This is a genomic window from Ruegeria sp. B32 (genome assembly GCF_025141855.1).
GTDB lineage: Bacteria > Pseudomonadota > Alphaproteobacteria > Rhodobacterales > Rhodobacteraceae > Ruegeria > Ruegeria arenilitoris.
In genome coordinates, this window is record NZ_CP081106.1 from 825,240 (window position 1) to 839,168 (window position 13,929).

The 13,929-nt window shown below is 62.4% G+C and carries 14 protein-coding genes; 8 read left to right on the forward strand and 6 right to left on the reverse strand.

Annotated features, from left to right (window positions below; translation table 11 throughout):
* Window positions 1-36 precede the first annotated feature (36 nt).
* The gene (locus tag K3752_RS04320; RefSeq protein WP_260065166.1) at window positions 37-441 is read left to right on the forward strand and encodes a cytochrome c; all 405 of its coding nucleotides are present in this window, start codon (window positions 37-39) and stop codon (window positions 439-441) included.
* Between the two features lie 3 nt (window positions 442-444).
* Here K3752_RS04320 and K3752_RS04325 read toward each other — a convergent pair whose 3' ends face one another.
* Complete coding sequence (locus tag K3752_RS04325) at window positions 445-1,131, reverse strand: hypothetical protein (protein WP_170340237.1); 687 nt, start codon at window positions 1,129-1,131, stop codon at window positions 445-447.
* A gap of 40 nt (window positions 1,132-1,171) precedes the next feature.
* A complete protein-coding gene (locus K3752_RS04330; protein WP_170365692.1) occupies window positions 1,172-1,834 on the reverse strand; it encodes a DNA-3-methyladenine glycosylase I in 663 nt (220 codons plus the stop codon).
* Between the two features lie 397 nt (window positions 1,835-2,231).
* On the opposite strand from K3752_RS04330, the gene K3752_RS04335 reads away from it, so the two are divergent.
* The 7 genes from K3752_RS04335 to K3752_RS04365 all read left to right on the forward strand — a co-directional run bounded on the left by K3752_RS04335 (window position 2,232) and on the right by K3752_RS04365 (window position 10,127).
* A complete protein-coding gene (locus K3752_RS04335; protein ID WP_170340840.1) occupies window positions 2,232-3,182 on the forward strand; it encodes an ABC transporter substrate-binding protein in 951 nt (316 codons plus the stop codon).
* Between the two features lie 9 nt (window positions 3,183-3,191).
* Window positions 3,192-4,244, forward strand: coding sequence for a glycine betaine/L-proline ABC transporter ATP-binding protein (locus K3752_RS04340; RefSeq protein ID WP_093964806.1), 1,053 nt, complete (start codon window positions 3,192-3,194; stop codon window positions 4,242-4,244).
* The gene (locus K3752_RS04345; protein WP_260065170.1) at window positions 4,241-6,307 is read left to right on the forward strand and encodes a proline/glycine betaine ABC transporter permease; all 2,067 of its coding nucleotides are present in this window, start codon (window positions 4,241-4,243) and stop codon (window positions 6,305-6,307) included. Before K3752_RS04340 ends, K3752_RS04345 begins: the two co-directional genes overlap by 4 nt.
* A 105-nt stretch (window positions 6,308-6,412) precedes the next feature.
* On the forward strand, window positions 6,413-7,078 hold the full coding sequence (locus K3752_RS04350; protein ID WP_260065171.1) for an NnrU family protein: 666 nt from the start codon (window positions 6,413-6,415) through the stop codon (window positions 7,076-7,078).
* Window positions 7,079-7,149: 71 nt separating this feature from the next.
* Complete coding sequence (locus tag K3752_RS04355; protein WP_260066255.1) at window positions 7,150-7,671, forward strand: DUF2478 domain-containing protein; 522 nt, start codon at window positions 7,150-7,152, stop codon at window positions 7,669-7,671.
* Window positions 7,672-7,761: 90 nt separating this feature from the next.
* Window positions 7,762-9,009, forward strand: coding sequence for a D-arabinono-1,4-lactone oxidase (locus tag K3752_RS04360; RefSeq protein WP_260065173.1), 1,248 nt, complete (start codon window positions 7,762-7,764; stop codon window positions 9,007-9,009).
* Entirely contained in the window at window positions 9,006-10,127 is a 1,122-nt protein-coding gene (locus K3752_RS04365; RefSeq protein ID WP_260065175.1) for an alanine racemase, read from the forward strand. The genes K3752_RS04360 and K3752_RS04365 overlap by 4 nt, the downstream gene beginning before the upstream one ends.
* 6 nt (window positions 10,128-10,133) lie before the next feature.
* On the opposite strand, the gene K3752_RS04370 is transcribed toward K3752_RS04365, so the two are convergent.
* From K3752_RS04370 to K3752_RS04385, 4 genes are read right to left on the reverse strand one after another with little or no spacing between them, the layout of a single operon-like run.
* Complete coding sequence (locus K3752_RS04370) at window positions 10,134-10,889, reverse strand: ABC transporter ATP-binding protein (RefSeq protein ID WP_170434613.1); 756 nt, start codon at window positions 10,887-10,889, stop codon at window positions 10,134-10,136.
* Window positions 10,890-10,898: 9 nt separating this feature from the next.
* On the reverse strand, window positions 10,899-11,654 hold the full coding sequence (locus K3752_RS04375) for an ABC transporter ATP-binding protein (RefSeq protein ID WP_093964812.1): 756 nt from the start codon (window positions 11,652-11,654) through the stop codon (window positions 10,899-10,901).
* A 12-nt stretch (window positions 11,655-11,666) separates the two neighbouring features.
* A complete protein-coding gene (locus tag K3752_RS04380; RefSeq protein ID WP_093964813.1) occupies window positions 11,667-12,872 on the reverse strand; it encodes a branched-chain amino acid ABC transporter permease in 1,206 nt (401 codons plus the stop codon).
* A gap of 3 nt (window positions 12,873-12,875) precedes the next feature.
* Window positions 12,876-13,907, reverse strand: a complete 1,032-nt coding sequence (locus tag K3752_RS04385; protein WP_170340251.1) for a branched-chain amino acid ABC transporter permease — start codon at window positions 13,905-13,907, stop codon at window positions 12,876-12,878.
* Window positions 13,908-13,929 lie beyond the last annotated feature (22 nt).

Below are 13,929 nucleotides of genomic sequence, written 5' to 3' on the forward strand. Positions count from 1 at the left end.
GCAACCCTGCTTTTGGCGTTAGAACGGAGGAACGCAATGAAACTGTTGACGTTTACGGCCTTGGCCATGGCGGGTACGATAGCCGCCACAGGTGCTGAAGCCCAGGATGCCGAAGCCGGGGAGCAGCTTTACCTGCACCATTGCGCCACCTGTCATGGACTGGATGCGACTGGACATGGGCCAATGGCCGGCGTGCTGTTGATACAACCTACCAATCTGAAGACGCTTGGGAACGCGGGCGGTAAATTTCCGACCGCGCGTGTGGTGCAGCGGATAGACGGCCGTGATCCTCTGGTCAGCCATGGCAGTCCGATGCCGGTCTACGGGCCGTATTTCGAAGGGCAGGACACCGCCATCAAGACAGATGCCGGCCAGCCGATCCTGACCAGCAAGCCGATTGCCGATCTGGTCGCGTATCTAAAGACCTTGCAGAGCAAGTGAACCTCAGCGGCAGATGCCTTCCACCTTGGCACCGCTCCAAGGGATAACCACGTCGCTTTCTCGCCGGGCACCCGGCAGTTTTTCCGGGTCGAAATGCTTGGCCAGCATGTCATGCAAACGCTGGGTCCGCGGGGCGTCCGGATCCAATGCGCGGCAGCAGACATATTCCTCGACGATGGCGCCCTGCTGTTCAAACCCGTAGTCCAGAAAATCGGCCGAGTTATCCAGATCGAACAGGTAAGGATCCTTGCGGCCACCATGTTCGGCAGCCGCCCGCAACGGGTGATAGCCGGTGGTTTTCCTGTTCTGCCATTGCCAGACATGGGTTAGTTCATGGGCAAAGATCATGGCGGCCACAAGGTTCATCTGGTCGGGGTACCGCGCCATGTAGTCGTCAAGATACCAGTCCTTGGTGAAGTATACCCGGTTGAACAGCGCGATCGCCGCCGGTTTTCCGGTTACGATCTCGTCCTTGACCGGCGGCAGGATACGCTCGCGGCAAGCCAGCCTCGGTCTGGCTTTTCGTTCGTAGGTGATGGAGGCGACCGGCGCGCCTTCGACCAGCCGAACCCGGTCAAGATCCAGCGTTTCGCCTTGAACCTTGCTTGCAAAGGCGCGCTCGTTCTCGGTCAGAGGGCGACCGCAGGACAACAAAGCAAGAAAGAGCAGGATCGAAATCAACCGGACCATGACCAAACCCTAGCCCGCTGTGGTTCGGTCGCAAGCGATTCTAGAGGCTCATCGCAAGCACCCGGCTGATTTCGGTCAACGACCTGCCGGATTGACGCATCCAGGTGTTGAAGGCGTCCTGTACCGCAGCCATCGCTTTCTTGGAGGTGGCTGGCTTGTCGATGACGCCTTCGGCGATCAAACGGGCGGTTACGTCGCGTGACAGGATAAAGCTGTCTCTTCCGGCAAAGCGCATCGCATACTGGGCTGAAGCCCCGCCCAACCGAGAACCACGTTTTGCGAGCATGTCCAAAAGTCCGACATAGTCGGTAGATGGCCAGCCGCCCAACACTTTGCCAACGCCGCCTTCCGTGCGGAGTTCCATAAGAAACGCTGCGTTGTCGCGCACGGTGGCGATCTTGGTGCCGTTGCGCACGATGCGCGTGTCCTGCAACAGCGCGTCGAATTTCTCATCATCCATGAAGGCGCAGCGCCCAACGTCGAACCCGTCAAAGGCCGCCTCGAAACCGTCCCATTTCGCCTCGATGACCTTCCAATTGAAGCCAGCCTGGAAGATGCATTTGGTGATTGTCGAAAGCCACCGATCCTCTGACAGGGCGCCCAATTCCTTGGCGGATTTGGGCTTGGACAGTTTGTCTTCAAGCGCGTGCGGTCCGCCGTGCCGGTCGGCCGCCAGCCCATAGATCTCATCGAAATGGTGCATCGCAAAGCTCCCTTCGCGCCAAATGTTGCCAATTTGTTCCGGTAAATGCAAGGGCGGCCGCCCAGTACGGTCTGCCATTTGGGCAAAACAGTCGGAAAATCAGGATTTTGCCCCATCGTTACAAGAAATACTCGACAAACGACCCCAATTGGGTTTGTGATTGACTCGTCAATCAATGTCCGATCCGCGAAACCTCGGGCAAGCCGCCCCATGACACGAGGGCGCGAGAGGAATGAAATGCGGTACCGAGGCCGTATATTGGGAATGACGCGAACTGTTCGCTTTCCTTTTCCGGCCAAATTTGTGCATGTTGCGACATGGTATTGTCGTTAGACAAGTCAGCCGGCGGGCACGTTTCCGCCGGGGTGGGCAAAACAAAGAAACAGGGAGAAAATCCATGAAAAAACTGAATGTAAGCCTTCTGGCGATCATGGTCGCTGGCGCCGCGCACGCGGCTGACATGGGCGCGGTGGACGAGCCGATCAAACTGGCGATCAACGAGTGGACGGGCCAACACGTCACCACGCATGTCGCTGCAGAGATGCTCAAGGCCGCCGGTTACCAGGTCGAATTCGTCACCGCGGGCATGTTGAACCAGTTCCAGGCGCTGGCCGACGGAGACATCGACGCCACGCTCGAGATCTGGTCGTCGAACGTGTCGGACGAATACGCCAAGAAAATTGAAGAGGGCACCGTGGTCGAAATCGGCGACCTTGGCCTCGATGCGAAGGAAGGCATCGCATATCCGGCCCATGTCGCCGACCTTTGCCCGGGCCTGCCCGCGTGGGAAGCGCTGAAGGACTGCGCACAGAATTTTGCGACGGCTGAGACCCTGCCGATGGGACGTCTGGTCGACTATCCGGCTGACTGGGGTACGCCCGGGGCAGACCGCATGGTCGGGCTTGAACTGCCGTTCAAGGCTATTCCTGCCGGGTCCGAGGGCGCGCTGATTGCCGAACTACGCGCTTCGACCGAACGCAAATCGCCTCTGCTGATCACCTTCTGGCAACCGCATTGGGCCATGTCGGCCTATGATGTGAAATTCGTTGAGTTGCCGCCGGGTGAAGACGCTTGCTTCAACGATCCGGCCTGGGGGCCAAACCCCAATGCCGTCAATGACTGCGATTTCTCGCCCTCGCGCATCTTCAAAGCCGGGTGGAGCGGTCTGGCGGACAAGTGGCCTGCCGCGTATGAAATCCTGAACAACTATCAACTGGCGGTCGAAGACCAGCAGCCGATGATGGGTGCGATCGATGTCGACGGCGGCAAGGTCGAAGAGGTTGTCGCGGCCTGGATGGCGGACAACGAAGACAAGTGGCGTCCGGTCGTGGACGCGGCAACGAAGTGAGCCACCTAAGTGACTGACGCGAATACGCCAGCCATTGCCTGCCAGTCTCTCTGGCAGGTTTTTGGCCAAGGCGCAGAAAAAGCCCTGACCGACGCGTTGTCTCGGTCAGGGAACGACGCCGACAAGGCCGCCGCCGATTTGCGCGAACAGGGGTTCATCCCGGCTGTTCAGGATGCAAATTTCGAAGTCCGCGATGGTGAATTGTTCGTCATCATGGGTCTGTCGGGGTCCGGCAAGTCGACCCTGATCCGTTGCATCTCGCAACTGTTGCCCGGAACGGGTGGCGAGATTCGCATCGACGGCGACAATGTGATGGGTGCCCCCAAGAAGCAGCTGACCGAACTGCGCCGCAAGAAACTGGGTATGGTGTTCCAACATTTCGGACTGTTCCCGCACATGACGGTGGCCGAAAACGTCGCCTATCCGCTGCGCGTGCAGGGTGTGGGCCGCAAAGAACGTCTGGCCCGCGCGCAGGAAGTCATTTCGCTGGTGGGGCTTGAGGGCCGCGAGGACAGCTTTCCCAGGCAACTTTCGGGCGGTCAGCGTCAGCGCGTGGGCATCGCCCGGTCTTTGGCAGTGAACCCCGACATCTGGTTCTTGGACGAGCCGTTCTCGGCGCTGGACCCGTTGATCCGGCGGCAGCTGCAGGACGAATTCCTGCGCATTCAGGCGACGCTGAAGAAATCCATCGTCTTCATCACGCATGATATTCAAGAAGCGCTAAAGCTGGCGGACCGCATCGCAATCATGCGGGACGGCAAGATTGTGCAGATCGGCACGCCGACGGATATCGTTCTGCGCCCCGTCGACGACTATGTGCGCGAGTTCTCAAAGGACGTGGCCAAGGGCCAGCACGCCAAAGTCGCCTCGGTCATGCAAGCGGGCGAGGCCGAGCGCGGTCCCGATGACCCTGGCCTGACAACAAAGATGACATTGGACGCGGCGCTGGCGCGCTGTATGGCATTGTACGAGCCCGTGCCGGTGCATGACGAAACCGGCGCAATCGTCGGCACCGTGCACCCCTCGGATCTGGCCGCAGCCCTGCAGGTGGATGACGCATGACCGTCGTCGCCGATGTTCCCACACCCACTCGGATTCACCTGACAGCCGGCGCGCAGGCGGCCCTGATCACGCTGGTCGTCGGTGCGCTGTGCCTGGCGCTTGAGCCGCATGTGCCCTGGCTGGTCAAATGGCCCGCGTCGTGGGAGGTGCCGGCCACGCAATGGGTGGGCGCCTTCCTCGACTGGTTTCTGAACGCGATCAAACCGGCGGCCCGGCTGTTTTCCGACCTGATGGCCTATCCGATGAACTGGGCCAATTTCGTGCTGGGCCACACGCCTTGGCCGATCCTGATCGGGCTGGTGACGGCACTCGGCTGGTATTTGGGCGGGTTGCCCATGGCGGCGCTGGGCTTTCTGGGTCTCAGCTTCGTGCTGGCCTCGGGTTATTGGGCCGAGAGCATGAACACCTTGGCGCTGGTGGCCGTATCGGTCCCGGTCGCGCTGATTGTCGGCGGAGCGATCGGCATTCTAGCCAACGAGGTGCCGCGGGTGAAATCGGCCGTTCAGGCAGTATTGGACATCATGCAGACGGTACCGACCTTTGCCTATCTGACGCCGTTGCTGCTGCTGTTCGGGTTTGGCCCTGTGGTGGGGCTGATCGCCTCGGCCATCTATGCGGCGCCGCCGATGGCGCGCAACGTGATGCTGGGGCTGGAGCGCGTGGAGCCCGAGATCAAGGAAGCCGCTATCATGTCGGGCGGCACCCGGTTCCAGCAGCTGTTCCAGGTCGAAATCCCGGCGGCGGCGACGCAGATCATGGTTGGTGTGAACCAGTGCCTGATGGCGGCCCTGTCGATGGTAATCATCGCTGCGGTCATCGGCGGGTTTAACGATATCGGCTGGGAGGTCCTGCTAACCATGCGCAAGGCGCAGTTCGGTGAATCTCTGCTGGCCGGCATGGTGATCGTTGTCTTTGCCGTGGTGATCGACCGCATGAGCGGCACGCTCGCAACCGAGCGCAAACGTCACGACAACCGCGTCGTCTGGGCGCTTCTCGGCTTTGCGGTCCTGTTCACGCTGCTGTTCTGGGCGCGGCTGCCCAATCCGTCCGAACTGACGCTGCTGGATCCGGTCGCGGAGGCGGTGGACAGCGGCCTGACAGCCTTTACCCAGAATAACGGGCCGTGGCTGGATTCGCTCAAGAACAACTCGATGTTCTATGTCTTGCTGCCGTTGCGGATCGGTCTGGATCAGGCCGTTTTGCCCTTTACCTGGGGGTTCCAGTGGACCCCGGCCATGAGCTATGGCCTGTTCACCGCCGGTGCGGTGATCGCGTTGCTGATGGCATGGCGTGGGCACCTGACCGGTGGTCTGGTCACGCTGATCCTGATCGGCATGCTGGAAACCGGCATCGCGAACCTGCCATGGCCCTTTGTGCTGACCGGCGCGGCGGCGCTGGGCTGGGTGGCAGGCGGTTGGCGTCTGGCGGCGCTGTCGGTGGCGCTGCTGAGCACGATCCTGATCTCGGGCCTGTGGGAGAGGGCGTTGCTGTCGCTCTATCTCAGCGGTGCGGCGGTGTTTTTCTGCGCCGTCGTCGGCGGGCTGATCGGCCTCGCCAGCGCGGTCTGGTCGCCGGTCTGGAAGATCGTGCGCCCGATCTGCGACATGCTGCAGACGATTCCCTTGTTCGTGTTCCTTATCCCGGTGCTGATGGTGTTCCAGATCGGCGAGTTCTCGGCCTTTCTGGCGATCTGCGCCTATGCGATCGTGCCGATGATCCGCTACACCCGTCACGGGTTGGTCAACACCCCGGACGAGATGATGGAGGCCGCGATCTCGAGCGGCGCGACCGAGTGGCAGATCATGCGCGACGTGCGTGCGCCCTACGCTGCGCCCACGATCCTGCTGGGGCTGAACCAGACGATCCTCTATGCCTTTGCGATGCTGGTGATCGCAGCGCTGATCGGCACGACCGGTCTGGGCCAGTCGATCTATCTGGCGCTGGGGCAGGCGGATGTGGGGCTGGGCATTTCGGCCGGGGCGGCGATGGCCATCCTGGCGCTGATCGCCGACCGCATGGTTCAGGGATTTGCCGAGGAACGCCGCAAGGCGCTGGGCCTGTAGCTCTGGATCGGGGGCGGCGCAGCTGCCCCCGACCACATTTGATTTCGGACAAGGACCGGGGCCGTTTCCCTCGGTATTCCGGGCGCAAAACAGGCGGAGATGACCATGGCCGGTTGGGGCGCTTTTGTTGCTGCACTTGTGATCTTTCTGCTCAGCCACGCCATTCCGGCGCGTCCGGCAGTGCGCGGGCGGCTGATCGGGCTGATGGGGCGCGGGCCCTATTTCGCAGTCTATTCGGCGATGTCGCTGGCGGTTCTGGCCTGGCTGATCGTGGCCGCGGCCAACGCGCCCTATGTCGAGGTCATCCCGCCGCTGGCGATCCTGCGCTGGGTGCCGCTGCTGGTGATGCCCGTCGTCTGCTGGCTGGCGGTGGCCGGGCTGGCGGCGACCAACCCGTTTTCCTTCGGCGGGCTGGGACGCCGCCCGTTCAACCCCAATGAGCCCGGCATCCTGCGCACCACCCGCCACCCGATCCTGCTGGCGATGGTGCTGTGGGCGCTGGCGCATCTGCTGGCCAATGGCAGCCTGGCTCATGTGGTCCTGTTTGGCCTGTTTGCGGGCTTTGCCTGGATGGGCATGGCCCTGATCGACAGGCGCAAGGCGCGCGAGATGGGGGCCGATTGGCCGCGCCTGTCGCGCAACACGGCAGGCCTGGCGCTGCGGCAGCCACGCCCCTGGCCGAGGCCCTGGGTCTGGTTGGTGGCGGGCCTAGCCTATGCCGCGCTGTTGCACCTGCACGCGCCGGTGATCGGAGTGTCTCCGCTGCCTTGATGCTGGTGCTGGAAGGGGCGCCCTATGCGTGCTAGTTGAAACAACAAGATGAAACCCAGAAAGGTCTGCCGATGCACCTGGCCTATGTCACCACTGCCGATCGCGGCGCAACCGACCGCCTACTGAGCGCGGTAGCCGAACGTCTGCTGGCCAAGGGCGCCCGTCTGGCCGGTGTGGTTCAGACCAACACCGAATGCGCCGACAGCAGCAAATGCGACATGGACCTGCGCGTGCTGCCGGATGGCGAAACCATCCGCATCTCGCAATCGCTGGGCAGTCAGTCGCGCGGATGCCGGTTGGACCCGGCCGCGTTGGAGCAGGCGGTGGGATATGTGACGGCGTCTTTGGCCGACCGTCCGCAACTGCTGGTCGTCAACAAGTTCGGAAAGCACGAGGCCGATGGCCGCGGGTTCCGCCCCGTCATCGGCGAGGCGCTGGCGCTGGATATCCCGGTGCTGGTCGGGGTCAACGGCCTGAACCGTGACAAGTTCGTGGATTTCACCGATGGTGCGGCGCAGTCGCTTGAACCCGATCTGGACGCCATCGAGGCCTGGTTCGACAGCGTCGCCAACCTGCGGCCTGCCGCCGAATAACAGCTTTCCCGACGTAACGTCCTGAAAACCGGGCTTGTTCCCTATCGCCCCCGCTGCAATCCTCTGCCCCGGATGGAAGGAGGATCAGCCATGTGGCAGAATTGGGCAGGCAACCAGACCAGCCAAATACGGCCCAAGCGGCCGACCACGACCGAAGACCTGCAGCAGCTGATCGCCTCTGCAGAAACCCTGCGTCCGGTCGGGGCAGGGCATTCCTTCACCCCGCTGGTTCCGGGCGCGCAACATTTCATTGACCTTACCGCCTTGGACCTGCCTGCCGTTACGCAGATCGAAGGCGAACGGGCCTGGGTCAACGCCAATGCCCGGTTGCGCGATCTGTCGCCGGCCCTGGGTCAGCACGGCCTGGCCTTCCGCAATCTGGGTGATATCAACGTGCAGACACTGGCCGGCGCGGCGGCCACGGCGACCCATGGCACCGGGCGCACCCTGCCGTGCCTGTCTGCCGAGATCACGGCGGCCCGGCTGATCGGCGCTGACGGACAGACCCTGACCACCGACGACATTCCGCTGAACATGGTGCAGGTCTCGCTGGGTCTGCTGGGCACCCTGACCGAGGCGCAGATCAACGTCGTGCCGAAATACAACCTGCGCCGCCGGGTGCGTCTGTCAGGCCTGCAGGACACACTGGAGCGCATGCACCAGCATTGGGACGAGAACCGGAATTTCGAGTTCTTCTACATCCCCTTCACCGGCAAGACCGTTGAAATCCGGCATGAAATCACCGATGCACCCGAGACCCGCGCGCCGCGCGATTTGGACATGATCGCCGTCAAGGTTCTGAAGCTGGCGCGCAGCGCGGGTCGGCTCAGTCCCGGCCTGCGGCGCGCCCTGCTGCGTCTGCTGACGATGGCCCAGTCCGACGAGGACTACACTGGCGAAAGCTGGCGTGTGTTGTGCAGCGACCGGCACATCCGGTTCAAGGAAATGGAATACCACCTGCCGCCGGAAAACGCCCGTGACGTGCTGTCCGAACTGATCCGACGGTTGGAGCGTGACCACGCCGACATCTATTTCCCGATCGAGGTGCGCCAGACCGCAGGCGACGACGCCTGCCTATCACCGTTCCAAGGTGGACCACGGGTATCGGTTGCCATCCACACCGATGCGAAGGAAGGCCATCTGCGCTATTTCGAGGCGATGGAGCCGTTGTTCCTGCAGGCCGGCGGCCGCCCCCATTGGGGCAAGTTGCACAGCCTGACCTATTCCGATCTGTCGCGCCTCTATCCCGATTTCGATGCCTTCTGCGCATTGCGTGAAAAGCTGGACCCAAAGGGCAAGTTCTTGACACCCGCGCTGGCCCGGATGTTCCTCCCATGATCGCAGAGTATCTTGAACAGCTCGCTCAAGCGCTGCGCGATCATGGCGTCGACCGGCCGATTGCCGTCGTCGATCTGGACCGGGTCGAGGCGAATTGTGACGCTGCCCGCGCGGGGCTGGGCCACGGTCTGCAGGCCCGGTTGGTGGCCAAATCGCTGCCGTGCCTGCCTCTGCTGGACCATATCCGCGCCCGGATTCCGACATCGGGCCTGATGAGCTTTTCCGAACCCATGCTGTCGGCTCTGCTGGCCGCCGAGCCGGACACCGATTACCTGCTGGGCAAACCGCTGCCGGTGACGGCCGCCCGGCGGATTCTTGAGACACATCCCGACGCCGCCCGGCGGGTGCAGTGGCTGATCGACACGCCACAGCGGCTGGACGCGTATCTGTCGCTGGCCACTGACACGGGCCAAACCCTGCGCTTGTCGCTCGAGATCGACGTGGGCCTGCACCGAGGCGGGTTGACCCCCGATCAGGTCGCGGGCGTCGCGGCACGGATCGCGGATCATGCCCATGCCACCCTGTCGGGCGTGATGGGGTACGAGGTGCATCTGGCCAAACTGCCTGCGCTGCTCCGACGCCGCGCGCGGCGCGCCAGTGCGAAAGCATATGAACGGGCGGTCGCTGCACTGGGGCAGGGGGCGCATGGGCTGTGCCTGAACACCGGTGGCAGCCTGACCTTTCAGAACCCGGCCACACGAACTCCGGCGACCGAGGTCGCCTTTGGGTCGGTTCTGGTGAAGCCTTCGGATTTTGATCATGCATCGACCGGGGCGTTTCTGCCTGCCCTGTTCCTGGCCACGCCGATCCTCAAGGTGATGCCGCGCAACCCGGTGCCGGGGATCGACCTGCCCGGACTGCACCGGACCAACCTCGCCATTTCCGGCGGACATTACCTGGCCAGCCCCGTCTGGCCCGAAGGGTTCGGCTATTCCGGCGCGTTCGGGCGTTCAAGCAATCAAGAGGTCTGGGTGGGTCCCAAAACAACCAGGGCGCAGCCCGGCGATATCGCCTTGCTGCGCCCCAGTCAGAGTGAAGCGGTTCTGAACCAATTCGGCACGGTTCTGGCACTGCGGCAGGGGCGGGTCGTGGCCGAATGGGCCTGCCTGCCCAACTGACGCGGGTCAGATCGCCAGATATTCCTCGCGCAGCTGGGTGTTTTCCAGCACTTCGTCGGCGGTGCCGTCAAACACGATGCAGCCGGTGTCCAGAATGATTGCCCGGTCGGCCAGTTGCAGCGCGCGCACCGCGTTCTGTTCGACGATGATGGTGGTCATGCCCTGCTGCTTGATGTGGATCAGCGTCTTTTCGATCTCGTCCACGATCACCGGGGCCAGCCCCTCGTAGGGTTCGTCCAGCAGCAGCACCTTGATGTCCCGGGCCAGCGCCCGGGCGATGGACAGCATCTGCTGTTCGCCGCCCGAAAGGGTCACGCCCTCCTGCTTGCGTCGTTCGCCCAGACGCGGGAACAGCTCGTAGATCCGTTCCAGCGACCAGCCGATCGGGGGGGCGATCTGGGCCAGCTGCAGGTTCTCCTCGACCGTCAGGCCGGGGATGATCCGCCGATCCTCGGGCACAAGACCCAATCCAGCGGCGGCGGCCTCGTGGCTGGTCATGTTGTGCAGCGGCTTGTGGTCCAGCCAGATTTCGCCGTGGCGCACTTCGGGGTCGCTGACCCGCGCGATCGAGCGCAGGGTCGAAGTCTTGCCCGCCCCGTTCCGCCCCAGCAGAGCCAGGATCTCGCCTTCGTGGACGTTGAAGCTGACGCCTTGGACGATGTAGCTTTCGCCATAATACGAATGCATGTCCCACACCGACAGGAACGCGGGCGCGGTGCTGGCCATGTTGGCGTTTTTTGAAAAGTCAGGTTTCTCGTTCATAGCTTTTCCTCACGCCGCCTCGCCCAGATAGGCCTCTCGGACCTTGGGGTTTCCGCGGATGTTTTCGGGGGTGTCTTCGACCAGCGGCGTGCCCTGCGCCAGAACGGTGATCCGCTCGGCCAGGCTGAACACCACATGCATGTCGTGCTCGATGATCGCGATGGTGATGTCGCGCTCGTCCTTGATCTGCTTCAGCAGGTCGATGGTGTTGTTGGTGTCGGCCCGTGCCATGCCGGCCGTAGGCTCGTCCAGCAGCAGCAGGCGCGGCTTCTGGCTGAGACACATGCCGATTTCGAGCCGCCGCTTGTCGCCGCGCGACAGCGAGGCTGAATGCATGTGCCGCTTGTCGGCCATGTTCATCTCTTCCAGCATGGCCTCGGCCTGTTCCACCACCTCTTTTTCGTTGGCGATGGTTTCGTAGGCGTGCATGCGGAATGCCCCGTCGCGCATCGCGAAGATCGGGATCAGCATGTTTTCCATAACGGTCAGCTCGCCAAAGATCTCGGGTGTCTGGAAAACCCGGCTGATGCCCATCTGGTTGATCTGGTACGGCTCGCGCCCCAGCACCGACTGGTTGTCGAACAAGACCGAACCGGTATCCGGGATCAGTTTGCCCACCAGGCAGTTCAGCAGGGTGGACTTGCCCGCCCCGTTGGGGCCGATGATCGCATGGACCGAGTTTTCCTCGACGCTCAGGTTCACGTCCGTCAGGGCCTTGAGGCCGCCGAAGCGCTTGCTGACATCTTTTACTTTCAGAATTGCCATTGACGCGTTTCCTTATTCTGCCGGCTCGGTTTTGCCCTCGCGGGTGTCATCCCCGCCAACGCTTTTGCGGCGGATCCAGTTCAGCAACCGCTGACCGCCCTCGACCAGCCCGCCGGGCAGGTAGATAACCACCAGCATGAACAGGATGCCCAGGGTCAGGTGCCAGCCCTTGCCGATGAACGGGTGGATGATGAACACCACCGCGTCCTCAAGCCCGTCAGGCAGGAACGCGAACCAGCTGTGCAGCACGTTGTCGTTGATCTTCGAGAAGATGTTCTCGAAATATTTGATGAAGCCCGCGCCCAGAACCGGTCCGATCAGGGTGCCGGTGCCGCCCAGGATGGTCATCAGAACGACCTCGCCCGAGGCGGTCCACTGCATCCGTTCTGCGCCGGCCAGCGGGTCCATTGCGGCCATCAGGCCACCGGCCAGACCGGCATACATGCCCGAGATCACGAAAGCGGCCAGAGTGTAGGGCTTGGAGTTCAGCCCGGTATAGTTCATCCGCTGCTGGTTCGACTTCACCGCGCGCAGCATCATGCCGAAGGGCGAACGGAAAATGCGGATCGCCAGGTAGAACACCACCATCATGATCACTGCGCACAGATAGTAGCCCGCGTTGAAGTCAAAGCTCCACGCGCCCACATCCATCGTGTAGGTCGCGCGCATCGGCAGTCCGAACAGATGCGGCAAATCGGGCGCATTGGCCCCCTGCAGGATCTGCGGGTCGTCGGCATAGACCTGCAGGCCGGTTTCCCCGTTGGTCAGGTTGAACTTGGGGTTCGACAGCACCGAATAGGCCAGCGCAAAGCTCATCTGCGCGAAGGCCAGCGTCAGGATCGAGAAGTAGATCCCCGACCGGCGCAGGCTGACATAGCCGATCAGCACCGAGAACAGCCCTGCGACCACGACGCTCAGCGCGATGGCCGGGATGACGTTGTAGCTGAGCAGTTTGAACATCCAGACGGCCGAGTAGGAACCCACCCCAAGAAAGGCCGCGTGGCCGAAGGACAGGTATCCGGTCAGGCCGAACAGGATGTTGAACCCGATGGCAAAGATGCCGAAGATCACGAACCGCTGCATCAGGTCCGGATAGCCCGCATTGAACTGCGCCATGGCGCTGTCAGTGGGGAAGGGGTTCAGGATGAAGGGGGCCAGCAGCGTCAGGATTGCGACGACGATCAGCAGGCTTGTGTCTTTTTTGTTCAGTCCCAGCATGGGTTATTCCTCCATCACGCCTTTGCGGCCCATCAGACCCCGCGGACGGGTCAGAAGAACGATGATGGCGACAAGGTAGATGATGATCTGGTTGATGCCCGGGATCGTGGTGGTCGCCCAGGTGGTCGAGGCAAAGCTTTCAAGGATGCCCAGAAGGAACCCGGCCAGAACCGCGCCGGGCAGCGAGCCCATGCCGCCGACCACGACGACCACGAAGCTGAGCACAAGGAAATCCATTCCCATGTGATAGTTGGGCGGGTTCAGCGGCCCGTACATCACGCCAGCGAGGCCAGCCACGGCGGCTGCGATGCCGAACATGATGGTGAACCGTCGGTCGATGTTGATGCCCAGAAGGCCCACGGTCTCCCGGTCGGCCATTCCGGCGCGCACGACCATGCCGAAGGTGGTGAACTGCAGAAACGAGAACACGCCTCCGATGATCACGACTGCGAACAGGAAATAGACCAGACGCCAGATCGGATAGATGATCGCGTTTGGATCGAATCCCAGCGCCACGCCCAGATCGACGGACCCGCTCAGTGCCGCAGGCGGCGGGGTCTGGATCGGGTTGGCGCCGAAGAAGTACTTGATGATCTCTTGCAGAACGATGGCCAGGCCGAAGGTCACAAGGATCTGATCTGCATGGGGACGCTTGTAGAAATGCTTGATCAGGCCGCGTTCCATCACGTAGCCGACCATCAGCATGATCGGGATGGCAAACAGGATGGCCAGTGGCACGGACCAGTCGATGATGGTCGCGCCCAGCTCGGGGCCGAACCAGCTTTCGACATAGGGGGTCTTCACCTTCAGCGGGTTGCCCAGAAAGTCGGTCTGGGTCTCGTCGACCACCTCGTAGCTGAGGTTGAAGATCTTCTGAAGCGTGACGGCACAGAAGGCGCCGATCATGAACAGGGCCCCGTGGGCGAAGTTCACCACGCCGAGCGTGCCGAAGATCAGCGTCAGCCCCAGCGCAATCAGCGCATAGGCCGAGCCCTTGTCCAGCCCGTTCAGAATTTGCAGTAGGATTGCGTCCATTGTCCTTACCTTTGACTGGTCC